The organism is Shewanella algicola (assembly GCF_014648035.1).
Lineage (GTDB): Bacteria > Pseudomonadota > Gammaproteobacteria > Enterobacterales > Shewanellaceae > Shewanella > Shewanella algicola.
The window spans coordinates 108,566-134,637 of sequence record NZ_BMQI01000002.1; the positions used below are offsets into that span (position 1 = coordinate 108,566).

Here is a 26,072-nt window from a genome sequence, read left to right on the forward strand (position 1 = left end):
CTAGTTGGTAATACCGCCGTCAATCGTCAGCGTCTGCCCAGTGATAAATGCTGCTTCATCGGATAACAAGAAACTGATTGCAGGGGTTATATCTGCAACTGTGCCCAAACGATGCATAGGTGTACGGCGGATAATTTGATCGCGTTTTTTATCTGAAAGTGTCGACGACATCTCAGTGTCGAGATAACCAGGAGCAATCGAATTAACGGTAATATTTCGGCGGCCATTCTCTCTAGCAAGTGCACGGGTTAAACCATCTAACCCCGCCTTTGACGCAGAATAGGCTGCAAGACCAGTATAACCTCGACTACCAATGATTGAGCTTATATTGATAATTCGCCCCGCAGTATTCTGCCTTAAGAATACCCTAAGTACTTCACGGGCAAAGTACAACGCACCGTTTAAGTTCACTTGCAATAACGCATCAGATTCTACATTAGGAAAGGTGGCTAACACCCCCTCTTTTGCAATACCGGCATTATTGATGAGCCCCCAAAGTGGTACTTCTGCCCATTCACAGGCAGATTTTACAAATGTAGCGGTTTGTTCTGCATTACCGACTTCACATTGAAACCACTTAACATGTTCGTTGTTATTTACTAGGTCGTCGACCGCCGTCGTTTTATTGCGACTACAGGTAGAGACCTTATAACCTTGATTAAGTAAGTGAATAACTATGCCTAAACCCAGCCCACGACTACCGCCTGTGACCATAATGTGTTTCATTGAATCAACCTTTGTTTTTTACCCGTCGCAGAAAGACTAATTTGCTCACTAAAGGTGATAATTCTAGGGCGTGCCGCAGGTTCTAATTGTTCGGCAAGTTCTTTAAGTGCTTCTTTAGCAATCTGTTGATCATCAGCGCATAACTCTACGCAAATAAGTGCCCCTGTAATAGGGTTAGCTTTGGCATAGACTCTTGCGTCAGTTATTCCAACCAATGCAATAATTTTTTGCTCTAAGGTTTCAAGATTAACCTTAACACCACCTACATTCACTAAACTATCTTCTCGACCAGTAAATAATACTCTGTCACCACTGAGTGTAATACAGTCGCCGGTGTCGATAGACTCGTTAAGCCTGTTTAATTGTAATGTATGCGTAGCGGTTAATTGCAAGCCATTAAATTCTTGTTTTAGCCAAGTTCGAGGAAAGCCCGCTAATCCATCTTTAACTGAAAATATGACACCAGCTTCAGTCGTTGCGTAGATATGACGCACCTTAGCCTTAGGACATTGTAACTTGATAGTATCTAAGGTGTGCTGGTCTGCTATTTCTCCGCCCAGAGTAATAACGGCCAATGGTGGTGATTTTGTATGCCAGCTCATTAATAACGCCCGCATCATTGAAGGAGTCGCACTAATGGCATTAACATTATGCTTTATCGCAAGCTCGGCTTTGCATTGAAGATTGGCATCAACATCGGCAATCAAGGTGTCTTTACTAACAATAGCCTGCAAAATGACTTGTAAACCAGCAAAGCTCATTGGGTGATAACAAAGTAGCCACCTGCTAGCCACTTTTTCGGGATTGTTAGCATTTTTAGGCATCAATTTGCTTAGCCGATGAAAAACCAACTTGGGTTGCCCCGTCGTACCCGATGTTAATAGTCCAATAGCGAAACCTGTTGGAAGATTGCTGCCATCAATATCTTGATTAGTTCGATTAAAAATAACTGGGATATCAGCTTGTTGTGCATCAAGCATCGCCTGGATCATTTTCGATACTAGAGGACTATTTGAGGTGTTATCAGTACCACTAAGTTCGATAAACGCTCTGCCTTCACAGCTAGAGCTAGGAGTAAAATCAATTCCACTGCACTGTAAGTCCGGCTCAATTAATGAGAATAGCTCATCGATAACAAACATTAAACTGCAGCACCTTCATAAAGCGCTATCAGTTCAGCAATGCTGTGAAACGTCTTAAATCCATCACGAAAAGGATCTATTCCGGTTGTTAATTCTAAAGTCACAATCAATGTTGCTAAGTCCAATGAGTCCATTGGTAAGTCGACTAAAAATTCTGACTCGACAGTTATTTCAGGACAAACCTCGGCCTTATTTTCAATAATTTGACGGGTCTCATTGAGGATGATATCGGCTAAGTTACTCATATATTATTCCAATCATTAAAAGCGGCTGAAATTTTATCTAAGCTAAAATGTTGCTTTTGGGTTAACCAATCTTCTTTTAGCTGCTCAAAAATGTGCACATCCAGTAGCTGGCCATTTTTACAAATATGTTGCTTTAGGTGACCGACTAAACGCGTTTTATGCAATGTCTGTAGCTTGACCACTTTTTCATTTGCATCAAGTACATAGTTTACAATTTTGTTGAGTTTTAGCTGGTAAAAAACATAGTTACAAATATAAGTATGCATTGTGACACCATATTTGAGTCTCGCATGACGCTCATAAATATAAGACCCCGTACTGCAGCGTTGGTGTTGTCTATCTATATCGGTAAAACACAAAAAGCCAATTGAAACACCATCATCTTGGATCATGTAACCACGATAGTTGTCATTTTTTTCAAGTGACTGTATCCAGTTTTTTTGTTTGTCTAATGATGGCTCTTCAAGATCACTGAACATGTGTTTAGTAATTTCTGGATCGGTACGCCACTTGAGCAATAACTCTGCATCACTGACATCTACACGTTTAAAATTTAACGCCATTATCTACTTCTTAATTTGCTAAATAGCCGCCTTCAACTGGCAGTGTGACAGCGTTTATCCACTTAGCAGCGTCGCTAAGTAAAAAGGCTACCGCATTGGCCACATCTTCTGGCTGCCCTAATCCCATAGGATGTTGGTTAAGCATATGCTGATATTGTGCTTCGGTCATACTGTCTTGGGTGCGTTGTGCCATCTCTGTTTCAACGAGTGCAGGCGCAACACAATTAACCCTAATATTATCCCGCAGTAACTCCATCGATAACCCTCGAGTTAGCGACATTAAACCTGCTTTGCTTGCGCCATATACTGTATTACCTGTTTGGCCAATAAGCCCCGCAATTGAGGACACAAAAACAATCGCACCTTGCTTAGAGCGATCACGCTTGAGCCTGAAACCTTTGGCGATAGCCATAGCACTAGCTAAATTGACATGCATAGTTTCGTTAAAAAATGCTTGGTCAAATACCCGTATAGGTTTGGTTATTTGAATGCCTGCGCAATGAACAAAACCATCAATATAACCGTATTCTTTAACTAATGACTTGACCCAATCAGAAAGTTTATCGGTATCAGCCATATCAAATGGCGAACAAACATGACCGCAGCCTTCAAGGCTTGAGGCTGTTTTTTCAAGAGCGACCAGGTCGCGACCATTGAGTATCAAGGTTGCGCCCAATTTAGCGAGTAACACGGCGCATGCGCGGCCAATGCCTGCCGATGCGCCAGTAATCAATACTCTTTTACCGCTGAAATCCATAGGATTAAAGATCATCTCGGTACCGACTAGTTAATTATACAGTTAAATGTTCTTCAACCAGTGTAATAAGATCCGCTACTGTTTTGATTTCTTCTAATTTGTCACCTTGAATGATGATGTCAAAATATTCATCAGCCATTGCAATCACGCTCAGAAAAGCTAATGAATCCCACTGCTCAAGCTCCATCAATACTTCATCACCTTTTAAGGTGTTATCATCAAGTTCTAATATCTCTTCTAAGTTGTTTAAAAATTCTTGTCTGTTCATCTTATTCACCTCTAATTTATCGTGTTTTTTATTTACAGTGCCGCTAAATAGTGTATCGGCAAAAATAGGTATTTGTTTATGTTAATGTGCTGTGCGTTGTGCCACATGAGCATTTATCTTTGTAAGCTGCGGATTATTAAGCAGCAAAGTACAAATTTTTTCAGGACTCGCCTCAAGCCAGTCATTGCCTAAATGCTCAAATAGTTGTTCAACAAGATGAAGGTCATCTTGTTCATCAACGCAAAGCCTAAACTGCCCCCAGATTAATTGACCGGTTTCTATCGATACAATATGCGCATCGGGTTTGCTATAAAGATAAAGGGTCACATGTTCTCGTTGTGGCTGAGTCGTCGCCTCTTTATAGGCGTTTGACAGGCTTGCCATGTTAAATACTTCCACATCAAACCCCCTGGGGAAATACGCGAGGCTAATGTGTGTGTACTGTGATATGTCCCCTTGACGATGTTGTTTCACTGCCTCATCAATAAGGCTGGGGCAGATAAGCGGACAATCCCCCGTGAGACGAATAATAATATCCTCATCGGTTGCCTGTGCCATTAATGCTGCGTGATAAAAACGATCTAGTACATCATGTTCGTCACCACAAAAATACAGCTGCTGATTGGCTTCACAATAGTCAACAATGGGTTGATCTGTCGACTCAGTAGTGGTGGCGATAATATGAATATCAACCAGTGTTGACTGCTTAACTCTGCCAATGTGATATTCCAACATAGGGCGACCATTTATTGGCGCTAACACTTTGCCAGGTAATCGACTCGATCCCATGCGAGCTTGCGTAATGCAAATGACGCGCATTTATTTCTCCTTTTTAATTAAAGGAAAAGACAGATAAGCTTCTTTCATTGGCTCGCCAAAGGCAACATCTTGGGTAGCGATTTGGCCAATTATTTGAGGTAAGTAGCGCGTGTGTAGCCCATGAGCGGGTCTAACTGATCGCACATTTTCAGCGGTAAACTTTTGGCCTTGTTTAATGGCCTGCGAAATATACAAGGAACGCCTGAAATCTCTTCCACCTGCTTCACTGGGTTTTACTTCATAGCCAGCAACGCCCAGTGCACTGTGCACTTTATCCGCTTGTTGTTTTAATTTAACAAATTCATCAGGTTCTAATGAAAATGCAGCATCTACTGAGCCATCACTTTTATCGAGTGTAAAATGCTTCTCAATAACACTTGCACCAAGCGCTACCGCGGTAATAGATGCGGTATTTTCAATGGTGTGATCACTCAAGCCGATAGGAAAATCAAACCGCAGGCACAGATCGGTAATAGTGCGTAAATTACAATCTTCAATCGGCGTTGGGTAACCGCTAATACAATGCAGTAATGCCAACTGCGTGCCACCTGCCAAGGCAACAGCTTCAACAGCCTCTTCAATCTCTTCCAGAGTGGCAAGACCAGTTGAAATAATGATTGGCTTACCGGTTTTTGCTGCAGCGCTAATCAATCCGATATCGTTAATTTCAAAAGAAGCAATTTTATAAGCAGGGCAACCAAGGGAGTCAAGCAGTTCAATGGCGCTAAGGTCAAAGGGAGATGAAAATAATGTAATATTATTTTGTTTTGCTCGTTCAAATAGCGCTTTATGCCACGCCCAAGGGGTGTGGGCCTCTTGATAAAGGTCATATAGCGTACGACCAGCCCAAAGGCCACCTTCAATACTAAACTCTGGACCATTATGGTTTAGCGTTATTGTATCAGCGCTATAGGTTTGAATTTTGATAGCGTCAACACCTGTTGCCGCTGCGGCATCAATCATCGCCAAGGCTTGATCTAAATTACCTTTATGGTTACCTGATAATTCTGCAATAACATACGGTTTATGCAGTGGGCCTATTTCTCGGCCATCGATATTAATTGTGGAAGCAAACATGCTTATTCTCCCGAACTTAACTGCGGTTTAATATCGCTACGCCAGGCGTCATGAAAATGTCGGATCCTGTCTTCACATTGACCCAATATGCCAGGTGTATTAACAGCAGGCATATTCGCTTGGCAAGATTCAGCCACTAATCGGTCTTCTTCCAAAATGGTATGGTTAAACTCTGTAAAGTTAGCTTTAATGACCGCTTTTACAGCATCACTTGTGGCACTGCCATCCAGTCTTTTTATCATTCGTAGCTGAAAGTTCAGTTGAGATTGGGTGGATGTTAACGGATCATAGGTTTGTAGCGACATTAGCGACCCATTGGTTAATCCAATCGCCATATTAGGGTAAATAAAGAAGTGATTATATTCAGTATACTCGCTACTTTGTTCAAGTTTTAGGTGTTTTCTCGCCCCTGCCCACCATTTTTTAGGCGTATCTTGCAGCGGTGTATTACCCGTTGTGTGGCCATTAAAAAACTCAATGTCACATTCTGCTTTGGCAAATTTGGCAAACGATTCCGGGTGTACACCAGCGACATGATAAACTTCTAGTACCGTTTCGCAGGCGATTTTCCAATTGGTATTCCACTGATAATGACCTTGTTGAACGGGATCGGTAAACTCAGCTGAAATACGGCTTAAAATGGGATAATACGGCCCAAGATAATTTTCAAGTGACGGGCCAGCTTTCGCGACGCGAACAAAGAGCAACTCTCCGCAACTTTCTAAAGTAAACTCTTTCAGTGATAACGCCTTTTTAGCAGCCTCATCTAAACCAAAATCAGTACGATTTTGTGGAACGCCAGCCAATGCACCATCGCTTTTGTAACTCCAACAATGATAAGGGCATACTAGTGGCCGATTGCCCTGAGTTTGTGTTTGAAGCTGTGCTCGTCTATGACTACAAATATTAAGCAATGCACTAACTTGACCATTAAAATTTTGCACCACTACTGGGGTATTACCCACTTTAAGGGTAATAAAATCATGATTTTTAGCTACTTGATCTTTAAAACCAACAAATATCCAATTTTTCTCAAACACTTCTTCGCGCTCAAGTTCAAAGGTGGCCTGATCATAATAATGGGTCGGGTGAATGGCTTGTGTCACTATCATTAAAGTTCCGATTTTTGTTGTATGTTGACAATCAACTTTTTAATAATTCGTTGACAGCCAAGGCCGTCAATCAGTTGACGAGCAATGTCACTCATGCCTTGTCTCAAGCATTTATCATGCCAGAGGTTTACAGCATCGACTTTGATTTTACTCAACAAATCGTTATTAATATGACTATCAGCTTGGTTACAGTCAAAAGCACGCATATCAATAGCATTATACCAGCTGTTATTCAGCGGTGAGCCAAGTGCTGGTAATTGATTATCAACAGTGACTAACGCTAACGTGGGTACACCTTGGCTTGATAACTCCCCCAAGGTGCCACCCGCTGCCGATATTGCTAACCCTGATTGCATCATTATTTGAGCAACTGATGGAGGGTTACAAATAATCGAAAAGTTTGAATGCTGTCTAGCCAATTGCTCTAAAACTAGCTGTTGCTGATGGACTTGACCAATCAACAAGCAGACATGCGCTTCAGGTAGTGCGTCAATAATGGCTTTTGAAAGTGGTAGCGCCAAAGATTTTGGGTCTGTGCCCCCTAAGGCGATGAGTAAATTTGGACGCTCAGCTATTGGGATATAATCTTGAGCAGCAAACTCTTTACGTAAATAGGTATATTCAGGCCCTAAGCAAAAAGTCGCATTAGGCGCTCGTTTTCGGTACTCTTCAAGACTGACATTGGGGGCCGGATTAATGACAAAGTCCGCCCAAATAGGTTGATGGTCTAAGGCATCATCTAGCTTAACGATAAAAATAGTAAGTTGATTGAGTTCTAACCACTCATCTGTTGTCAGATCATAATCATCAACAATAATGGCGGTAAACGCATGCGGTAAAAGTTCATCTGTCGATAATGGCGCTGCTATTTGTTGCGTGTTGAAATTAGCCTGATGCAGTTTATTAAGTAAAGGCAAACTACAGGTTTTATAAATAAAAGTGATATCAAAAAAAACCTGTGCTGCCTGCGCAAGCGCATATAGACGCATAATATGGCCAGCGCCTATACCATGGGAGTTATTTCCGTAAAATGCGACCCGTGGTTTAACCGGCAAGAAAACCACCATCAACGGCTAAAGTAATACCTGTTGTATTGGCACTTAAGCCACTCAGTAGAAAATAAACACTATTAGCCACATCCTGTGGTGAACTTAACCCTAATGGGTGAGCATCAACTAAAATCTGGCTTTGCTGTTCGCCTAAGGCCGAAAATTGAAGCTCTGCTTTTGCACCACTAACAACAGCAGGCGCAACACAGTTTACTCTAATTTTTTTATTGGCTAACTCCAATGCTGCTGACTGGACCATAGATGATAGCGCCGCCTTTGAAGCCGCATATAATGTCCTAGCCTTTAAGCCTCTTTGACCAGCTGCAGAGCCGATAAATACAAAACTGGCTCCTGAGTTGAAATGTTTCGCCTTAGAAAAAGCCGCTATTAACAATACAGCAGCAGAAAAATTAACATCTAAATATTGGCTAATCTGTTTAGGTGAAATAGTTCTTAGTGGGCTATAGCCTTGATAACTGGCGCTATGCACTAAACCATCTATTGCACCAAATTGGTTGATAAGCGATTTAACCCAGGATTGAATATCTTCAAGGTGACTTAAATCAAAAGCTGCTATTTGATGATGTTGTTGAGTTAATTGACGTTTTGTTTCAATAAGCGCCGCTTCTCGCCGGCCAACTAAAATGAGCTTTGCACCACATTCATCCAGCTTTTTGCAAATAGCGAGTCCAATGTCTGAATCCGCCGCAGCACCGGTAACAACATATAACTTATTGGTTAAATTCATTATAGTTATTGCACCAAGGTTAATGGCTCAAAATCATCACTTATCTCTATAATTTGTGGCGCAAGTATTGGGCCGATATCGGTAATAATAGCTCCCCAAGACCAGCCAACACCAAAACCACCTAACATCACTTTCTTTGTATCAGTTTCGAAAAAACAGCCTAACTTATGGCAAATGGCTAACGGTACAGAGGCGCTGGAGGTATTACCAAAGTCAGCCATGTCGATGAGGTATTTATCTTGTGGGATTTTGGCTTTTTTACGCAAATGTTCAAGAATAAATTGATTAGCCTGATGCATAACGACCATATCTAAGTTATCTGCTTCAATATTAGCTAAAGCCAACGAATCTTTGATTAACTTAGGCACGACTTTCAGCGTAAAAGAGAATACCGCGGCGCCATTTAGATAAAGTCGAGACTCTTTATATAGCTTCTGTTCTTCTTCACTGCTTCTGGCCTCAAGTTTTGGCATCGTCGGGTTTCGTCGCCCACCCGCTTTTACAGCAATATGCTGACCACCAGTACCGTCGGTGCCAAAAACTGCGTATGAATCTGACCAATTTTCATCAAATTGTAATGCTGTAGCTACGCCCGCATCGCCAAAAAGAGGAAGAGTACCGCGATCATCAGGCAAAAGATGACGACTAGACGTGTCGCCACACAGCACTAAAGCCCGCTGACCATCAGAGCCATTAAGCATTTGGCTAGCCATCCAAGTAGCATAAACAAAACCCGAGCAACCCAAACTCACATCAAGACATGCAGCACCTTGAGACAAACCGAGTCTGTTTTGCATTAAACATGCAGTGGCAGGGAGTGCATAATCAGAATCCTGCGAGGCATAAATCAGTACATCAACAGACTCAGGTGCCCAATTCAGTCGTTTTAATAAGGTTTCAGCAGCGGCAATACACATGTCCGATGCGCATAAATGTTTTGGAAGAATTCGACGACTATGTATTCCTGTGCTGGCATAAATCTTATCAGCCTCATCCTGAGTGAAAATATCAGGTGTTTCAACATATGAATGTCTATGGGGAGGAACAGCGGCTTGCATACCTGCAATTTTGACTGATTTTATCACAGTTTTCATAGATAACCTTGTTGAAATAAATGAATAATGTTGGTTTTAACTATAACATTGAATAATATAGCTTGAAAGTGTCATGCTAGCGTCAAATTTGCACTAACCTTTTCTATATAGTGAAAAAATCAGGGATAAGAAATGACCATAACTACTGTTAACAAGGTTTCAATTGCTGGCATTGTCTCCGTCTTACCTGAATCAATTTGTGAAAACACCGACGACACTTCTGAACTTGCGAGTCAAGAAATGGCGCGAATTGTTGCATCTACAGGTATCCATTCAAGGCGTGTAACTGCAGCTGAACAGACGGTATTAGATCTTGGGCTAATTGCATGTGAATCGTTATTAGGCGAGTTAGCTTGGGACAGAGATGACATATCACTAGTAATCTTTGTTACTCAAACCCCAGACTACCCATTACCTGGCAACGCGATACAGTTACAGCATCAACTAGGATTAAGTAAAAGCACTATCGCTTTTGATGTTAACTTAGGTTGTTCAGGTTTTATTTATGGATTGTGGCAGACATCGCAATTACTCAGCGGATTACCAACAGGTAAAGCATTATTGATTGTAGGTGATACGACCAGCCATCAGTACAGCGAAAATAACCGTGCAGTATCATCGCTATTTGGAGATGCGGTTAGTGCTATTGCGCTTGAGAAGATTGAGAATTGCGATGAAATGGTTTTTTCATTAGGTTCTGATGGCGCAGGAGCACCCTACCTTATTCAGCCCAATGGTGGTGCTAGAAAACCCAATTGCGCCCCCGAGCTATTTATGGATGGTATGCAAGTATTTGTATTTACATTAAGAGAAATCCCCACATCTGTTAATACTTGTTTAGCTCATAAAGGCTGGCGAGTGGATGATATAGACTACTGCGTGATGCACCAAGCTAATGAAATGATGCTAAAGCGTTTAGGTGATAAAATAGGTATAAGTCAAGAGCAATTAATCATCTCAATGGGAGAGATTGGCAACACTAGTTCTGCATCAATACCATTAGCATTATGTGTAAGTCTGCAAGCTGTATTGTTGCACCAACCGACTAAATTACTGTTGTCGGGGTTTGGGGTTGGGTGGTCTTGGGGAACCGTAGCTCTTACATTACAGCCACTGAAATCATGTAAGGTTATCGATTTAAAAACATCAACTTAACTTGGATTCAATTACATCTATTATCGCAGTAATGGCGGAAGCTCATATTCTAACTAATCTGCTAAACATAGCCAGTCATGACGTTCTTGTGCAACTAACATACTGGGAATAAGCACTAATATTTGCTTTACATGTAAAAGTGAAACAAGCATTGGTTCTAAATACTCTAAACATTCCCGCAGGCCTTCAGAACCTTCAGCTTCATAACCTAATCTAAATGCATGTGCCGTTGCAATAGCTTCTCCGCTAAGGTATTTGATCTACATAATGTCATAGTTATAAATCCTTATATTGATCACCATGTATCCCAGCACCATCTAGACTTGACGTGGTTTGGTTGATACGACTAACCCAGCCATCAATATAGACGAATACTGAGGCTACATAAGTATCCGTCTGTATCGGTGGCTCGCATACTGAACACCTTGATCTGAACGTATTATCAATCCAGCTTTAGGTTTTCGTTGCCATATAGCCATTGTGAGCGTATCACAAACGAGTTGTGCCTTCATTCTGCTGCCCCATACTCCAACCAACAACTTTACGGGAATAAAGATCGATTATGACTGCTAGATACAACCATCCTTGAGCCGTCCATAGTAGAGTAAGAGGCAGAGCGTAGTCGAACTATTTCTCTGCTTCTCCTCTCCGAACCGTACGTGCACCTTTCAGCGCATACGGCTCTCCGCTTAATTGTGGCTAACTGCCATGGCAACATCGCTATAGCGAGATGTGACAGTATTCCTAATTTCATCTCTAAGGTAGGGGTTTGCTTCTGGTGCTCGCCATCTAAAGGGTAATTTAGTGCTACTCACTAATCTAAATAGTGACGCGCCACATAAATTTCCACGATTGCTTTTGCCAAATAACACCCATGTCGTTGCCTGATTTGGTGTCGGACGTTTGATCCATTTCATCATTAACGATTTAATAGAACAACGATATTTCCTAGCCAACCACTTAGCGAGTTTCCAGAAAATAATACGATCAATTTTGTTGTAAACTTTCGCGGTGTAATCAGTATGTCGATAAAATTGTGCCCAACCCTTAAGTTTGCGATTGAGTTGTTCCACTTTGTCTATCTTGCTACAGCTATGATCCCCTGATAAAGCCTGACTCAATGAATGAGAAAATGCTTTTGCTTTACCGTTTGGAATACCAGACACCACTCGCATATTTCCCTTAGGTCCACGCTTTCGAATGATCCTATGTCCGAGAAATATAAAACCGTCATTCACATGTGTAATATGAGTTTTATCCATATTTAACGTGAGTTGCAGCTTACCTTCTAGGAAGTGTCGACATTGGTCCCGAATTGCCTTTGCTTGTTGTTTATTGCCTTTGACAATCACTAGAAAGTCATCAGCATAACGGCAATAAGCAACGGCTGGTTTCCATTGTCTGTTTTCCTCAACCGCAGGTTTTCGCTTGATTTTGATACTGTGGTTCCAGTACCAGCGGTCTTTACGGGCTTTCTTACTCAAGTAACATTTATCCAAATATTGATCAAACTCATTAAGCATTATGTTTGACAATAACGGAGAAATAACACCACCTTGTGGTACGCCTTCGCTTGTTGCACAAAATAGGTTACGTTCAATGTGTCCAGCTTTAATGAAGCGCCAAAGCAAATCATTAAATCGACGGCAGTTGATCCGTTTACGAACACATTTCATCAATAATCGATGGTGAACTGTATCAAAATAGTTTGATAGGTCTCCTTCAATTATCCAGCGACCTCTAGACTCATTGGATTCGGTCATTTGTAGTTTAACCGTACGAATGGCGTGATGGGCACTGCGCTCTGGTCTAAAGCCATAGGACAACGAATGAAAATCATTTTCCCATATCGGCTCCATTGCCATGAGCATGGCACGTTGAACTATTCCATCCCTAAGTGTTGGTATACCTAAAGGACGTAGCTTTCCATTGGCCTTGGGGATATAGATCCGTCTAGCAGGCATCGGTTGATAGTTACCTGACACAGCAGATTATTTCTGATCTCATCAAGATAACCAGCCAAATTAGCCTGTATATGAATCTTTGTTATTCCATCAACACCAGGCGTTTTAGCACCTTTTGAAGAAAGCGTTACTTCAGCCGCTTGGCGAAGCCAATGCGGGTGACTGATAAGGCGCAGCAGTCGATTAACGCGACGCGTTTTATCGGTTGCTGTCCATGCTGCTAATTTACGTTGCTGTTCGCTGATTATCAAAGGTCTTCACCTCATTAAGGTCAGGTAATTTACTTACGCAAATCAATTAAACTGTGTCCCTTCGCCATGTAATGAGCTTTCCCCATCTCAGACTACTACGAACACTCCGCCAGTTTGTTTGTCATCAGGGTCATGCTCCCTTAGCATTCAAAACAAACCCTCCCCGGTTTACCTACCTGAACTCGAACATATTGGGGTGGATGCCGATCGCAGTCTTTGACCTTATCGTGCTGTAAGGTGATGATGCTTAAACGCAGAATTGTGATTTAACGTTTATCCATTAATAAGTACATATTTATTACTCAATTAATTCGGCAATAGTGCCCATACATTTAGCACTATTACTGCACCATATTGCCTGTTAATTCGTGTAGGCAATGGCGACGTTTCAGCCCATAGATGCGGGTTAATCGGTTCATGTTCTTCATCCGTCCAATACTTAGTCTAGAGAAGCATCTTGGCGTAACGAATTCGCCTCACTCCCCGTTGTCAGCGAGTTACATCACCTTATCAGCATACGATAAGTCACTGCCGCTCAGACTCAACTATCTGCACAACCAGATAGTGCCATAAACAAATTAGCTCCTGCCGTAGTGTTCATGTATTTCAGATAGACTCGTGGTTCATTAAAGCATTCCATGCTAGTGCTGAACTCCGGGCACACTGTACGTAATATCTTGAACCCACGCTTGATTGGCGCATTGAACATCAAAATCCTGTTCAAGCTCATTTTCATATATAGGCTTCTTGTGGTCGCTGTTGGTTGTTGCTTTGTACTTCTTTTTATAGCACACCCAAACGTTAGCTTCTTTCATCAATTGCGCAGTTTTCATACGCCCAGCAGGGTAATCAAGTGAATTCAATGCCTTTTGAATGCGTCTTTGTCCGTAGGTGTTATCGCTAAACTCGGCAATATTCTTCACCCATAGCAATATCTCTTGATGCTCTGTATCAACAGGTGTCAGAGACTTTCGCTTTTGATAGCTGTAGTAATTATTATTTTTCACACCCAACACGTGACACATTAATATCACAGGCCAAATCTTCTTATTTTGGGCAATAAACGCGTATTTTACTTCGCTTCTTGGGCAAAGAAGACCGTCGCTTTTTTTAATATTTCCCGCTCCATTTCTAAGCGTTTTACTTGTGCTTTTAGTTTGCGGGTCTCTTCCTGCTCAGGAGTTAGCTTGCCATTACCTCTAAATGCATGGCCATCATCATTTTCTGCTTCTTTTATCCAGCAGCCGAGTAGTTGAGGAGTCACCTCTAAATTTCTAGCGGCTTCAGCAATACTGTAATTTTGCTCTCTTACCAGTGCAATGGCATCAAGCTTGAATTTTTTGAATAGGACTTACGTGTATTAATTTGAATCTCCAGTTAAATCAATTATGTCTTAACTGGGTTAGCCGTATAAATTAAACCACGTCAGTATTTTTTATGCATCGCTTATGTAAAATTCAACATAAACATAAACAGAAAGATAAGAACTACTTAATATAAATTAAGTAGTATTCCTCTGACTCTTTACAATACGATACATATATCTCACGATTACAATTGGAATGGAAATTGCTTGAATTACTATTAGTCAAAATTAATAGTATGGAAATTTATGAGCAGCGAGTACACATTTTTAAGTCAATGTTTTGATGATTTATTACCTTTTCCACGCTCTATCACTGGATCAGGCATTGAAGCATCAATACATTATTTGCAGCAATTCATGCCCTTGTCTATTGAAAAAGTGCCCTCTGGAAGCCAAGTGTTTGATTGGACCGTTCCGCCAGAATGGCATTTAAAGCGAGCGACTCTTACTGGGCCTGCAGGCGAGCTTATCTGCGATACTAATATCAATAACTTGCATGTAGTAAATTATTCCATTCCCGTAAAAGGTATATTTGAACTTTCAGAACTTCAAGAACACCTGCATAGTCTTCCAAATTTACCAAAAGCAATTCCTTATGTTACGAGTTATTACAATCCCGTATGGGGTTTTTGTATTTCGGATGAAACTAGGCAAAAGCTCAAGCCAGGAGCTTACATTGTCAATATTGATACTGAATTTAAAACCGATGGTGGCGTTCCTTTCGCACATTGTGTTTTAGCAGGCGAAAGCAACAAAGAAATTTTATTAAGCAGTTATTTATGTCATCCATCAATGGCAAACAATGAATTAAGTGGCCCTTTGGTATTGCTATTGCTCTATAAACGCCTAGAAATGTGGCCCAAAAGGCGTTTTAGCTACCGATTTTTACTTAACCCTGAAACTATAGGGTCATTATGTTTTTTGTCGCGCTATGACCAACACCTTAAGCAAAATTTAGCCGCGGGTTTAATCTTAACCTGTGTAGGAGGAAATAATAATACTCTTCGGTATAAGTCAAGCAGGGGAAATAACAGTATATTTGATGAACTTATTTCTAACCTTAGCCAAACAGATACCGATTGGATTCATCAAGAGTTCACCCCATTGAGTGGTTCAGATGAAAGACAATACTGCTCACCAGGTTTTAACTTGCCGATGGGACAAATAGCAAGAACAGTTTACGGTCAATATAGTGGATACCATAATTCTTTAGATGACAAAGAAAGCATGGATATTAATCAACTTATTAAGTCAGTTGATCAAATTGAATCGATGTTAAAAATTGCTGAAGTATGTGGAAAACCAGTTAACCAGTCTCCATTTGGGGAACCTCAATTAGGTAAAAGAGGTTTGTACCCAACGATGAATAAGCCAGGAAATTGGCAATTATCAAATGATAATACTATTGATAACCGCAAGTTTCTTAATATTATTCTGACGACATTAAGCATGGCTGACGGGCAACATTCAAGTATTGACATTGCAAAAAAATGTCACTGCTCGATTCATGAATTAGCCGATGTGATAATGATATTAGAAGAAAAAGGACTCATTAAATTTAATCAGGAGCCATTAATATGAGCATCGTTTTTATTTGTGGCAGTCACCCACGCCATGCATTCATTGCAAGGCAACTGGCTACCACAGGAATTCTTAAAAGTGTTATTGTAGAACAGCGTGAGTGTTTTAATCCTCAGCCCCCGTTGGGAGTTGATAAAGCTCTAAAAGAGATATTTATTCACCACTTCACTCAAAGGGACAGAATTGAGCATGAATTTTTTGGTGAGGTAGATTGGCCCAACGTACCTATTCATCACATACAACTCAATAAACTTAACTCAGAGCAAGTACATACATTACTCACTCAAAGCAGCCCTGATTTATTAATCACATATGGTTGCCATATGTTAACTGAAGCCACATTGGGGTGTGTATCAGGGGAACGCTGGAATTGTCACGGAGGCTTATCACCACAATATCGTGGAGCCATCACACACTTCTGGCCAAGTTATATGCTTGAGCCACAAATGACAGGCATGACAGTACATGATTTAACTCAAAAGCTGGATGCTGGTGATGTTGTCCATCAATGTGTTGCTGATATGGTTAGCGGTGATACCTTGCACCAAGTCGCCTCTCGAGCGGTATTAAAACTAGGTGAAGAGTTACCTCAAGTGATTGTCAAACTGATTAAATGCGGTAGTTTAGTAAAACAAGCACAACGCAACAATGGAACTCTATGGCTCGCCTCTAAATGGCAACCTGAGCATTTACGGCTAATCTACGAAACCTACCAAGATAAGATTGTCGATTTATACTTGGATAAAAAAATCTCACAAAAACAACCTACTCTCTACCGACAGATACTTTAATTGAAAATCAATACTATTGTTTTCATTATATCCACATAGGCAGATTATGATTTTAGTTCAATACAACTTAAAACTTAACCATTATTTGCTATTAAATTTTATAAATAAAATAATGAAAATGGTTAATACTAATGATTGAGTTCAAACTATTAAAAAGCGGAGTTTTGAAGAATGCTTAAAAAAATTCCAAAAAAGTGGTTTCCAGAGGCGGCACATAGGCGGCACAACTTTTGACGATTTTATTAAATTATTGATTTTTAAGACAAAAAGAAGTGTTGTGGTCTCCCCACAGGGACTCGAACCCCGATCGGCCGCTTAGGAGGCGGCTGCTCTATCCTGTTGAGCTATAGAGAGACCCGTTGATTATACTGAGTTTATAATTGATTTAAACCCTTTAAATTTAATTGCTTAAATCTTAATCGCATTAATGATGTTTACGGATAATATTTACCTGATATGTGGTTCAAAACAGCGTTAATGGACTACAAAATACACTTAAATGTTATTGGTGATTAGTTTTTAATCGCAATATCATTTACTTGAATATTATCAGCGCCATCAATGCCATTAAATATTGCAGTGGCACTGTCTTCGCTGACTTGGTCAATAACAATATTTGCCCGACTTTTACTGGCTATTGGCCTCATTGTGTTTAGGCGGTCTGGGATATTTTTTTGCAATACGACCTGAAATTTATCGCCCATTTTCACCCCATTTTTACGGCCCAAATTAATGATAATTCTGTCGCCTTGTCTGGCGATAATTTGACCTAACAACGGGCGGCAATTTAACTGTTTATCTAAATTAAGCACACTCGTTTGAAAAACCTCACTGATGGCTTGACCATAGGATGAACGCCAAAAACGTTGGCTAGCGGGTGATACGGTTTCTTGTTTTTCAAACTCCCACTCTGTTGAGGTGGCAAACGTTTCTGTCCACACAACCTCACCACTAATGCCATGATAGAGCGTGAGTTTTATCATAAACTGCCTGATGGGGTAATCTTCGGTTAACCCCAAAAAACCACTTTGTGGAGGCTCAGTTGAAATATCAATGATTTCAGGCTGTAACACGTATTGGCTTTCGGTTATTTCGCCTAACCAGGTGGGAATACGATAACCTCTAAAGTTAACCAATTGGTTGGTGTTATCTATTTTTTCATCTGCATGTATTCGGGCAAAGCTATAACGTGATTGAGCGTTGATGGTTTTACCCAATTTTTCAGTCATTTGCTGTTCAAAGTTGGCTAATTGGCCATAACGTAATTGGGCGCGTTCTTGTAAATAAGATTGTGGCAACATAATGGCCGCTTTTAATGATTGGCTTTTGCACTGTGCGTTCGGCTCTTGCTCAGAGAGCGCTAACTGTAATACCACGGTGATGGTATTTTGGCTGATCATCTCACTCATTAATTCGACATTATTAGCGGAACCCATGCGTTGAATTTGAAACACATCTTGAGTCAATCGCCCTTGGTCGATGGATTGCTCGCTCGAAAAATTAACACCCGCTTTTAAGCTTGCGTAATTTAACGCTTGGCTAATGGCATCTTCGCGGGCTTTATCTATATCGCCGTTAACAATTTTTGCTCGACCAGTCACCTCAACCAGCTCAGCAAAAGCCGGTTGCACCTGAAATAGACTTGCAAATAGCATTAACGCTAGTGCAATTTTGCTTAAGCGTGTTGCGCGCTTAGTAAGGCGTGTTTGCGTCGGCATACGATATCCTAATGTCAAAAAATCGTCAGTTGGGCAGTTAAAATCGTTGATATTTAACAAGCAAAAATCGCGCCACTAAATTAATTAACACAATTGGGCTTGATCACACTCAAATACAGTAAAGCTTTTAAGGTATTTGCCGATAAAGTTTTATAGTTCATTTGCTGCTTTGTCGCGCACCGTGGTGACAAGCGAGGTAAAAATTATCAAGCCCATGATAAATATAAATAAAACCTTAGCTACTGACACTACAAACAGCAGACATTTAAAAGGAACCATCATGATTAATAGGTTTACTCTCACAGCAGTGCTGGCATTATTAACTGTCGCTGCGTGTAGCCAAACACCGAACCCGGCAAACAATTTAGCGTTTGAAAATAACGGTAAATACTCTAATGTTGCTGATGAAGATGGGGTTTATCAAAATCAGCTCATTTATGACATTCAAGGCGCAGGCTTAGCGCCTAAGGGCCAAGTTAATGTGTGGGCTGAAAAACTGGTTAATGAATTGGTTTTGCAAAACGATGCTTTACGATCGGATCAGCCGCTGCTTATTACAACCCCTGTACTGTCCAATAACTTAAATGCCACCAATGAGTTGGCGTTGCAGTTACAACAAGGCATGTTGGCTGCGTTTCATGCCCGTGAGTTTAATTTGGTTGATATGAATGTTGCGATTAATTTACGTGCAACAGAACAAGGCGAGTTTATGTTGAGCCGCAACTGGGAATTATTACCCTCGGGTTTACCTGTGTCACATGTATTAGTGTCAACAATGTCCATGACACCTGAAGGCGTTGTGTTCAACGGTCGAGTCGTTAATGTAACTAACAACCGTGTACTTTCTGCGGTGCAGTCATTTGTCGCGGCTTCGAGTTTGTCGGGTTATTTACAGCCATCTGAATTAATCGAATCTCGTAACGGCTTACTTTACCGCCATGAGAAAAAAGGCGACAGCCGTTATACCGTGTTAGGAGATGAGCTATGAAGCAACTACTCTGCGTTATTATGCTGGTTTTATTAAGCGGGTGTGCCAGTAAAGATAAATACGTACAGTGGGAAACCGAGGCACCAAAATCATTCCCAACGTTAACGGCGGTAGGTTATGCGCCTTTAGCAACGCAACCCAGCCCTGAAGCATCACATCGGGTTTTAATGGCGATGCAAGCATCAAAAATTGCCGCATACCGTGAGTTAGCAGAACAAGTTTACGGCCAAAAGATTTCAGCGAATAGTGATGTCAGTGAGTGGTTATTAACTGACGACAATGTTAAATCGAGTGTTAGTGGTGTTATTCGCGGTGCTAAAGTGGTTAAGACCTACCCTTCTGGTGAGTTTTATGTCACTGAATTAGCGTTAGACTTTAAACAAGTATGGCAATTGTACGAGCAACAAAACCGCCCTAAACGAGTTAAAGAAGTCACTTATTTTTAATGTTTAAGCTTATTAGCCATTTGGCTGATAGAAAAATGCCGCTGATAACCAGCGGCATTTTTTGTTCTAAAAACGGTAATTTATATCACTAACTTAAAAAGCTAATTTAAACACCAAACCAAACGCGGCCTGGTCTTCAATGTCTTCGGTCACTTTTGGATCGCTCAATTCCATTTCACCTCCAAAGTAATAACCAGCATAAGCATTAAGGCTTAAGCTATCGGTGGCTTTCCAACCTGCACGGACAAAACCGACCCATTCGTCAATCTCGATGGTTTGGTCATCGTCTGCGACTAAAAAGCGTTCGGTACGTTTTGAACTGCCAATGCCAAAATCAATATCTGGGCGATATTGATAACTTAACTCTAAGCCTGCAGGGCCACTGAAACCTGCTTGAAACGGGTTAGCTAGCACTAACTTGTCGTTAATTTGCCAGCGAACGGCTATGTATGGCACAGTGCGCACTTCTGAAATGTCATTCAAATAAGCCACCCCAAAACCCAGCATATTGCCTGAGTCAAAACGGTACATACTGGATGCTACAACACCGTAACTTTGTGCATTAGATGACGATGCAGTATCGGCATAAGCATATTTTAATTGTGGCGCGACTAAAAACATCCAATGTTTATCTAAGCGATATGTCAGTGATAATCCTGCGCTGTATTGATGAACCGTCGACCAGTCTTGCTCGGCTGATCGAAGCTGGGTAGCTTGGTTGATCCGCCAATCATAATCTAAATTATCATAACCAACATTTGCCCCTATAGACCATTGTCGATTTAACGGCATGGAGGCTGAAAAACTGGTTTTCCAAGCGTCACGCTGAAGTTCATTAGCACCATTAGCCCCAACATCCGCTGTGGCGGTTGAGGTGCGCGCAACCGTTAATGAAAAGGGTGAACGGTCAGGTGCGGCAATGGCTTGTTGGCTGAGCAATAAGCCAGGAACCAACAATAACGATTTAATCAATAAGCTCAGTACATTGGGCTTAGCGACAAAAGCTTTATAAGATGTCATAACGATGTGCATCCTTTCAAAATAAAATGATGAGTAGCATTAACTATCTGAACCAATACTGATTAAGTCACGCTTCAGTTCAAATCCTATGTATTATTTTATCGCAACTTTATGAGCCCGCAAAAACATCTCCGCGGTATCTTGTAGGTATTGTTGTCTGCTTAACAATAAATGATCTGTCTCTAACGCTAGCTCTAGACGTAACTTAAGCTCACCAAAAAGCATTAAACATAGCCTTACAGCACTGTCATGTGGGTGCTCAAAGTAGTAATCGCCATGTTGATTAACCTTGGTTAAATATTCACAAATTAATCCTAAAACATGTTTGGGACCCGCGTTGTAAAACAGTTTAGATGCCTCTGGATGGGTATCAGCTTGGGCAACACAGGTTTTAAATACTGTCATGGTGTCTTTGCTAACAATCAACTCTCCAAACTGTTTAGCAAATTGCAGTATGACTCGTTGAGGGTCTGCTGTATCCATTAAGGTATCACTAGTGAGTTGATGTACAACGCATTTTGAATCAATAGCGGCAACAAATAATTCATCTTTAGAACCAAAATGCGAGTAAACCGTTTGCTTTGATACACCCGCATTTTTTGCCACTTCATCCATACTGGTTAACGGAAAACCTTTTTGACAAAATAACTCCATTGCCGACTCAAGCACTTGATTTCGCTTTTGTTCACTGCGACTCAAATTCACTTGCTCGTCGTTATTTTGGGTTGAAGTATCTTTTGTCATGTGGGTTCCGTAGGGTGACTAAAAAGCAATTTCGATTAGCGGTTTGTGCTAGCACGATAAATTCATCATAACCAAAAATAGACTGGACAGTCTAGTTCTATAAAATTAGACTAATAATTCTAGTTAACAAATCAGTTACATCTTACAGTTTGGCGTATCGTTTTTTAGCGCTAAGATCTGAAATAAAGATGAGTTCCCATCGATACACATAGCGCTTTAAAGGATTATTTATGTTTGCTGCAAGCTCATTTACTCAACATGCAAAAGGCTTAGCATTAGGATTAAGCTTAATTCTGCTAAGTGGTTGTGGCTCTGAAGTCAAAGAGCATTCGCACACCATTGAGTATCAGTCCGTACAGGCGCAAACATTAGTCCTGAATGATCGCTACCTACAAATGCAAACTTACACTGGGACAATTCGTTCGGCTAACACCACAGGAATTGGTTTTGAGTTAGCTGGCAAGCTAAATAATATAGTGGTCGACAGTGGTGACAGCGTAAAAAAAGACCAAGTGTTGGCGCAATTAGATACCGATTTACTGATTGCTGAAAAACAACAGCTTGAAGCCAGTTTATTGCAAACTCAAGCAGACATCGATTTAGCCAAAAGTACCCTGCTTCGTACCAAAAAATTAAAAACACAAAACTATGTTTCAGCACAACAACTCGATGAAACCCAACAACAAGTTATCAGCCTACAAGCCAATCAAAAAAGAATAGAAGCAAGCTTAAGTGCCACCAACTTAAAACTTGAAAAATCGACATTACTTGCGCCATTTGATGGAAAAATTAGCCAGCGCTATCATAACCTTGGTGAGGTAATTGCCCTTGGTAGCCCAGTATTTACCTTAATTGGTAATAGCCAGGCAGTGGCTTATATTGGGGTTCCGGTCGATGTTGCGCAGCAATTAACGACTCAACAGCATGTTGATGTACGTGTTGGCAAACAAACCTTTACCGCCAAAATAGCCGGTATAAGTGCTGAGGTGAATGCCATTAGCCGTACCGTGCAGTTGCGGATTCAATTACCTGAGTCCGCAAGAGTGATTAACGGCGAAATTGCCTATCTAGCCTATCAACAAAATAATTTAACCGCCGGATATTGGGTGCCAATGTCTGCGCTTACTGACGGTGTGCGTGGACTATGGAATGTTTATGTACTAGTAAAAGATGATCAAACCCATTATCAAATTGAACGCAGAGACGTCGAGATTATCTACACCAATGAACAACAAGCATTCATCAACGGGGCAATTAAAGCCGATGAACAAATCGTGTCAGACGGGTTGCATAAAATTGTAGTTGGCCAAAAAGTCACTCTCGCCAATACCCAATTAGTGGGGTCGTTATGATTAAAGCGTTTTTAGAAAACGGCCGCTTAACAAGCTTATTTATTGCGCTGTTAATTGTTGCTGGCTTAGGGGCAATATCAAGCCTGCCGCGCACTGAAGATCCGCACATTACCAACAGGTTTGCCTCAGTGATTACCCAATATCCTGGCGCATCTGCAGAGCGGGTTGAAGCATTAGTCACTGAGGTGCTTGAAAACCAATTGCGCCGTTTAGAAGATTTAAAATTAGTGCAGTCGACATCTCGCCCTGGCATTTCGGTTATACAGCTCGAATTAAAAGACACAGTAGTCGATACCGATCCGGTATGGTCGCGTGCACGTGACTTAATCGCTGACAGTAAATTTTTATTACCCGAAGCGGCACAAAATGGTGTGTTAGATGATCAACTAGGCTATGCCAACACGGCCATATTAGGCATAGTGTGGACCGACGATTCTCCAGTAAGAGCCGACATACTTAACCGTTATGCTAAAGAGTTACAAAGCCGCTTACGCTTACTGAACGGTACCGACTTTGCCAAACTTTACGGTGCCCCAGAAGAGGAAATTCTGGTTGAGCTTGATGGCAATAAAATCAGCGAACTGCATTTAACACCTGCAGGAATTGCAGCGATTTTAGCCAATGCTGACAGCAAAATTTCTGCCGGCGAAATCAATAACAGTCAATTTAGAGCCTTAGTTGAGGTTTCTGGCGAGCTTGATTCACAACATCGTATTCGTCAGGTGCCGTTAAAAGTTGATGATTATGGCCAGATTATCCGTTTAGGTGATGTGGCAAATATCTCTCGTCAGGCTAAAACGCCTGCAAGCAGTATTGCACTAATTGATAGCCAACAAGGCATAATGGTCTCTGCCCGTATGCTTAACGACAATAGGGTGGATTTATGGCAACAACAAGTTAGCCAAACCATTGATGCGTTTTCGGTAAACTTACCTGCCAATATTGAAGTACAGTGGCTGTTTGACCAACAAGGTTACACTCAGGATCGCCTTGGCGATTTGGTGGTTAATTTACTCCAGGGCTTCATTATTATCCTGGCGGTGTTAATGCTCACGTTAGGCCTGCGTAATGCCGTCATTGTGGCAATATCACTACCATTAACCGCATTATTCACACTAACTTGCATGAAATACACCGGATTACCGATTCATCAAATGTCGGTCACCGGCTTAGTGGTGGCCTTAGGTATTATGGTTGATAACGCGATTGTCATTGTCGATGCCATTGCTCAGCGGCGTCAACAAGGCATGACAAAACTTGAAGCGGTGTCAAAAACCTTACATCACTTATGGCTGCCGTTAGCAGGGTCAACCGTTACCACTATGCTGGCTTTTGCGCCGATAGTGTTAATGCCGGGCGCTGCTGGTGAGTTTGTTGGCGGGATTGCGATTTCGGTTATGTTTGCCCTGCTTGGGTCTTATATTATTTCACATACTATTATTGCTGGCCTTGCGGGGCGATTTAGCCGCAGTGAAAAACCAAGCGCTTGGTATCAACAAGGCATGGCATTTCCAAAAATTAGCCAGGCATTCACTGCAAGTTTACGCTTTGCGTTGAACCGACCGTTATTGACAGCCGTTGTGATTGGTATTCTGCCTGTGGCTGGCTTTTTTGCGGCCGGTAAAATGACCGAGCAATTTTTTCCGCCATCAGACAGGGACATGTTTCAGCTAGAAGTGTATCTGGCACCTCATGTCAGCATTGAAAACACCCTCGCCCAGGTGAAGTTGATTGATAACAAACTGCAAAAAATTGACGATATTCTCGCTGCCACCTGGGTTGTGGGCGGTAATACCCCATCGTTTTACTATAATTTAACCCAGCGTCAGCAAGGCGCTACAAACTACGCCCAAGCAATGATAAAAGTCACCGACTTTGTTGCAGCTAACAGGCTTATTTTGCAATTACAAAAAGAGTTAGATAAAGAATACCCACAAGCGCAAATACTGGTGCGAAAACTTGAGCAAGGCCCACCGTTTAATGCCCCTGTAGAGCTACGAATTTACGGCCCAAACTTAGACACGTTAAAGACATTGGGCGAACAAGTACGAGGCATTTTAAATGCCACCCCAGATGTGATTCATACTCGTGCCACATTAAGCTCTGGTGCGCCAAAAGTGTGGCTTCAGGTAAATGAAGATGCCAGCCTAATGAGCGGTTTAAGCTTAAGCGACATTGCCAGCCAAATCCAAATGGCCACCACAGGGATTATTGGCGGCAGTATTTTAGAGCAAACAGAATCGTTACCTGTACGAGTCCGTTTAGGCGATATCAGCCGTGAGCAAGCCACTCGTTTAGCCGAAATAAACTTGGTGTCACCGTCGGGTTCTGGCATTCCTTTATCTGCACTTTCTTATAATGAGGTTAATGTGAGCCGCGGCGCCATTCCGCGTCGTAATGGCGAGCGGGTAAACACCATTGAAGCCTATATCACCAGTGGCGTACTCCCCGCTCAGGTGTTAAATGACGCCAAAGGTGCTATCGCAAACCTAAATATTCCAGCCGGTTATCATGTTGAAGTGGGCGGTGAAAGCGCTAAACGTAATGAAGCTGTGGGCAACTTACTGTCTAACATTGTCTTAGTGTTCACCTTATTGCTGGCCACGGTTGTGTTATCGTTTAATTCGTTTAGGTTAACGGCCATTATCCTACTTAGTGCGTTTCAATCGGCGGGGTTAGGCTTGCTCGCAGTATTTGTGTTTGGCTACCCGTTTGGGTTTACCGTGATTATCGGTTTGTTAGGCTTAATGGGATTAGCGATTAACGCCGCTATTGTGATTTTAGCGGAGTTAGAAGATGTGCCCGATGCTAAGCAAGGTAATTTGGCGCTCATTATCGATACAGTGAGCAGCTGCGGGCGACATATTGGTTCAACCACCATCACCACGATAGGTGGTTTCTTACCGTTAATTATCGCAGGCGGCGGGTTTTGGCCACCTTTTGCCATCGCCATTGCCGGCGGGACATTACTGGCTACTATGCTGTCGCTAGTATGGGTGCCGGTAATGTATTTATTGTTGATGAAAACGCGGCGATCAATTCTACACAGACAAGCCGTTACGAGTTAGCACTTTAATACCGTAAGCTAAAATTACA

Annotated in this window: 24 protein-coding genes, 1 tRNA gene and 2 pseudogenes; 7 read left to right on the forward strand and 20 right to left on the reverse strand. The window is 41.6% G+C overall.

Annotated elements, in window-relative coordinates:
* The 12 genes from IEY42_RS01700 to IEY42_RS01755 all read right to left on the reverse strand — a co-directional run bounded on the left by IEY42_RS01700 (nt 1) and on the right by IEY42_RS01755 (nt 9,600).
* Nucleotides 1-726 (reverse strand): SDR family NAD(P)-dependent oxidoreductase, encoded by a 726-nt coding sequence (locus IEY42_RS01700; protein ID WP_188923645.1) that lies wholly within the window; start codon nt 724-726, stop codon nt 1-3.
* Nucleotides 723-1,868: an AMP-binding protein gene (locus IEY42_RS01705; RefSeq protein WP_188923646.1), complete on the reverse strand. Its 1,146-nt coding sequence runs from the start codon at nt 1,866-1,868 to the stop codon at nt 723-725. The genes IEY42_RS01700 and IEY42_RS01705 overlap by 4 nt, the downstream gene beginning before the upstream one ends.
* Nucleotides 1,868-2,113 (reverse strand): phosphopantetheine-binding protein, encoded by a 246-nt coding sequence (locus IEY42_RS01710; RefSeq protein WP_188923647.1) that lies wholly within the window; start codon nt 2,111-2,113, stop codon nt 1,868-1,870. Before IEY42_RS01710 ends, IEY42_RS01705 begins: the two co-directional genes overlap by 1 nt.
* Nucleotides 2,110-2,676, reverse strand: coding sequence for a UDP-4-amino-4,6-dideoxy-N-acetyl-beta-L-altrosamine N-acetyltransferase (pseH, locus tag IEY42_RS01715; RefSeq protein ID WP_188923648.1), 567 nt, complete (start codon nt 2,674-2,676; stop codon nt 2,110-2,112). The genes IEY42_RS01710 and pseH overlap by 4 nt, the downstream gene beginning before the upstream one ends.
* 10 nt (nt 2,677-2,686) lie before the next feature.
* Complete coding sequence (locus IEY42_RS01720) at nt 2,687-3,448, reverse strand: SDR family NAD(P)-dependent oxidoreductase (RefSeq protein WP_188923649.1); 762 nt, start codon at nt 3,446-3,448, stop codon at nt 2,687-2,689.
* A 19-nt stretch (nt 3,449-3,467) separates the two neighbouring features.
* Nucleotides 3,468-3,701, reverse strand: a complete 234-nt coding sequence (locus tag IEY42_RS01725; RefSeq protein WP_188923650.1) for an acyl carrier protein — start codon at nt 3,699-3,701, stop codon at nt 3,468-3,470.
* A gap of 81 nt (nt 3,702-3,782) precedes the next feature.
* Nucleotides 3,783-4,520, reverse strand: a complete 738-nt coding sequence (locus tag IEY42_RS01730; protein ID WP_188923651.1) for a cytidylyltransferase domain-containing protein — start codon at nt 4,518-4,520, stop codon at nt 3,783-3,785.
* Complete coding sequence (pseI, locus tag IEY42_RS01735) at nt 4,521-5,597, reverse strand: pseudaminic acid synthase (RefSeq protein WP_188923652.1); 1,077 nt, start codon at nt 5,595-5,597, stop codon at nt 4,521-4,523.
* A 2-nt stretch (nt 5,598-5,599) separates the two neighbouring features.
* On the reverse strand, nt 5,600-6,709 hold the full coding sequence (locus tag IEY42_RS01740) for an aromatic ring-hydroxylating oxygenase subunit alpha (RefSeq protein WP_188923653.1): 1,110 nt from the start codon (nt 6,707-6,709) through the stop codon (nt 5,600-5,602).
* Nucleotides 6,709-7,698, reverse strand: coding sequence for a PseG/SpsG family protein (locus IEY42_RS01745; protein ID WP_188923654.1), 990 nt, complete (start codon nt 7,696-7,698; stop codon nt 6,709-6,711). Before IEY42_RS01745 ends, IEY42_RS01740 begins: the two co-directional genes overlap by 1 nt.
* Nucleotides 7,699-7,753: 55 nt before the next feature.
* Nucleotides 7,754-8,506, reverse strand: a complete 753-nt coding sequence (locus IEY42_RS01750; RefSeq protein WP_188923655.1) for an SDR family NAD(P)-dependent oxidoreductase — start codon at nt 8,504-8,506, stop codon at nt 7,754-7,756.
* Nucleotides 8,507-8,511: 5 nt separating this feature from the next.
* Nucleotides 8,512-9,600 carry a 3-oxoacyl-ACP synthase III family protein gene (locus IEY42_RS01755; protein WP_188923656.1) on the reverse strand — a complete coding sequence of 363 codons (1,089 nt, stop codon included), beginning with the start codon at nt 9,598-9,600 and terminating at the stop codon, nt 8,512-8,514.
* 132 nt (nt 9,601-9,732) lie between these two features.
* On the opposite strand from IEY42_RS01755, the gene IEY42_RS01760 reads away from it, so the two are divergent.
* Nucleotides 9,733-10,755, forward strand: a complete 1,023-nt coding sequence (locus tag IEY42_RS01760; RefSeq protein WP_188923657.1) for a ketoacyl-ACP synthase III — start codon at nt 9,733-9,735, stop codon at nt 10,753-10,755.
* A gap of 386 nt (nt 10,756-11,141) precedes the next feature.
* Here IEY42_RS01760 and IEY42_RS01765 read toward each other — a convergent pair.
* The 4 genes and pseudogenes from IEY42_RS01765 to IEY42_RS22300 all read right to left on the reverse strand — a co-directional run.
* A pseudogene (locus IEY42_RS01765) lies at nt 11,142-11,361 on the reverse strand (DDE-type integrase/transposase/recombinase); the annotation flags it as partial.
* An 83-nt stretch (nt 11,362-11,444) separates the two neighbouring features.
* A complete protein-coding gene (gene ltrA / locus IEY42_RS01770) occupies nt 11,445-12,719 on the reverse strand; it encodes a group II intron reverse transcriptase/maturase (RefSeq protein ID WP_444544464.1) in 1,275 nt (424 codons plus the stop codon).
* On the reverse strand, nt 12,665-12,970 hold the full coding sequence (locus tag IEY42_RS22755; RefSeq protein ID WP_444544465.1) for a hypothetical protein: 306 nt from the start codon (nt 12,968-12,970) through the stop codon (nt 12,665-12,667). Before IEY42_RS22755 ends, ltrA begins: the two co-directional genes overlap by 55 nt.
* Nucleotides 12,971-13,635: 665 nt before the next feature.
* Nucleotides 13,636-14,335 (reverse strand): annotated as a pseudogene (locus IEY42_RS22300) (IS3 family transposase); the annotation flags it as partial.
* 247 nt (nt 14,336-14,582) lie between these two features.
* Here IEY42_RS22300 and IEY42_RS01785 point away from each other — a divergent pair.
* Together IEY42_RS01785 and IEY42_RS01790 are read left to right on the forward strand one after the other, a co-directional pair.
* Nucleotides 14,583-15,917 (forward strand): DUF4910 domain-containing protein, encoded by a 1,335-nt coding sequence (locus tag IEY42_RS01785; RefSeq protein WP_188923659.1) that lies wholly within the window; start codon nt 14,583-14,585, stop codon nt 15,915-15,917.
* On the forward strand, nt 15,914-16,708 hold the full coding sequence (locus IEY42_RS01790) for a formyltransferase family protein (RefSeq protein WP_188923660.1): 795 nt from the start codon (nt 15,914-15,916) through the stop codon (nt 16,706-16,708). Before IEY42_RS01785 ends, IEY42_RS01790 begins: the two co-directional genes overlap by 4 nt.
* A 278-nt stretch (nt 16,709-16,986) precedes the next feature.
* Here IEY42_RS01790 and IEY42_RS01795 read toward each other — a convergent pair.
* Both IEY42_RS01795 and IEY42_RS01800 read right to left on the reverse strand, forming a co-directional pair.
* Nucleotides 16,987-17,062, reverse strand: a tRNA-Arg gene (locus IEY42_RS01795).
* A gap of 158 nt (nt 17,063-17,220) precedes the next feature.
* Nucleotides 17,221-18,363 (reverse strand): flagellar assembly protein FlgT, encoded by a 1,143-nt coding sequence (locus IEY42_RS01800; protein ID WP_373292768.1) that lies wholly within the window; start codon nt 18,361-18,363, stop codon nt 17,221-17,223.
* Nucleotides 18,364-18,706: 343 nt separating this feature from the next.
* Between IEY42_RS01800 and IEY42_RS01805 the strand changes: the two genes are divergently transcribed.
* Nucleotides 18,707-19,414, forward strand: coding sequence for a FlgO family outer membrane protein (locus IEY42_RS01805; protein ID WP_188923662.1), 708 nt, complete (start codon nt 18,707-18,709; stop codon nt 19,412-19,414).
* Nucleotides 19,411-19,860 carry an LPP20 family lipoprotein gene (locus IEY42_RS01810; protein WP_188923663.1) on the forward strand — a complete coding sequence of 150 codons (450 nt, stop codon included), beginning with the start codon at nt 19,411-19,413 and terminating at the stop codon, nt 19,858-19,860. Before IEY42_RS01805 ends, IEY42_RS01810 begins: the two co-directional genes overlap by 4 nt.
* A 93-nt stretch (nt 19,861-19,953) precedes the next feature.
* Here IEY42_RS01810 and IEY42_RS01815 read toward each other — a convergent pair whose 3' ends face one another.
* A complete protein-coding gene (locus IEY42_RS01815) occupies nt 19,954-20,880 on the reverse strand; it encodes a DUF6268 family outer membrane beta-barrel protein (RefSeq protein ID WP_188923664.1) in 927 nt (308 codons plus the stop codon).
* Between the two features lie 93 nt (nt 20,881-20,973).
* Nucleotides 20,974-21,624 carry a TetR/AcrR family transcriptional regulator gene (locus IEY42_RS01820; protein WP_188923665.1) on the reverse strand — a complete coding sequence of 217 codons (651 nt, stop codon included), beginning with the start codon at nt 21,622-21,624 and terminating at the stop codon, nt 20,974-20,976.
* Nucleotides 21,625-21,854: 230 nt separating this feature from the next.
* Between IEY42_RS01820 and IEY42_RS01825 the strand changes: the two genes are divergently transcribed.
* Together IEY42_RS01825 and IEY42_RS01830 are read left to right on the forward strand one after the other, a co-directional pair.
* A complete protein-coding gene (locus tag IEY42_RS01825) occupies nt 21,855-22,976 on the forward strand; it encodes an efflux RND transporter periplasmic adaptor subunit (protein ID WP_188923666.1) in 1,122 nt (373 codons plus the stop codon).
* Nucleotides 22,973-26,044, forward strand: coding sequence for an efflux RND transporter permease subunit (locus tag IEY42_RS01830; RefSeq protein ID WP_188923667.1), 3,072 nt, complete (start codon nt 22,973-22,975; stop codon nt 26,042-26,044). The genes IEY42_RS01825 and IEY42_RS01830 overlap by 4 nt, the downstream gene beginning before the upstream one ends.
* Nucleotides 26,045-26,072 lie beyond the last annotated feature (28 nt).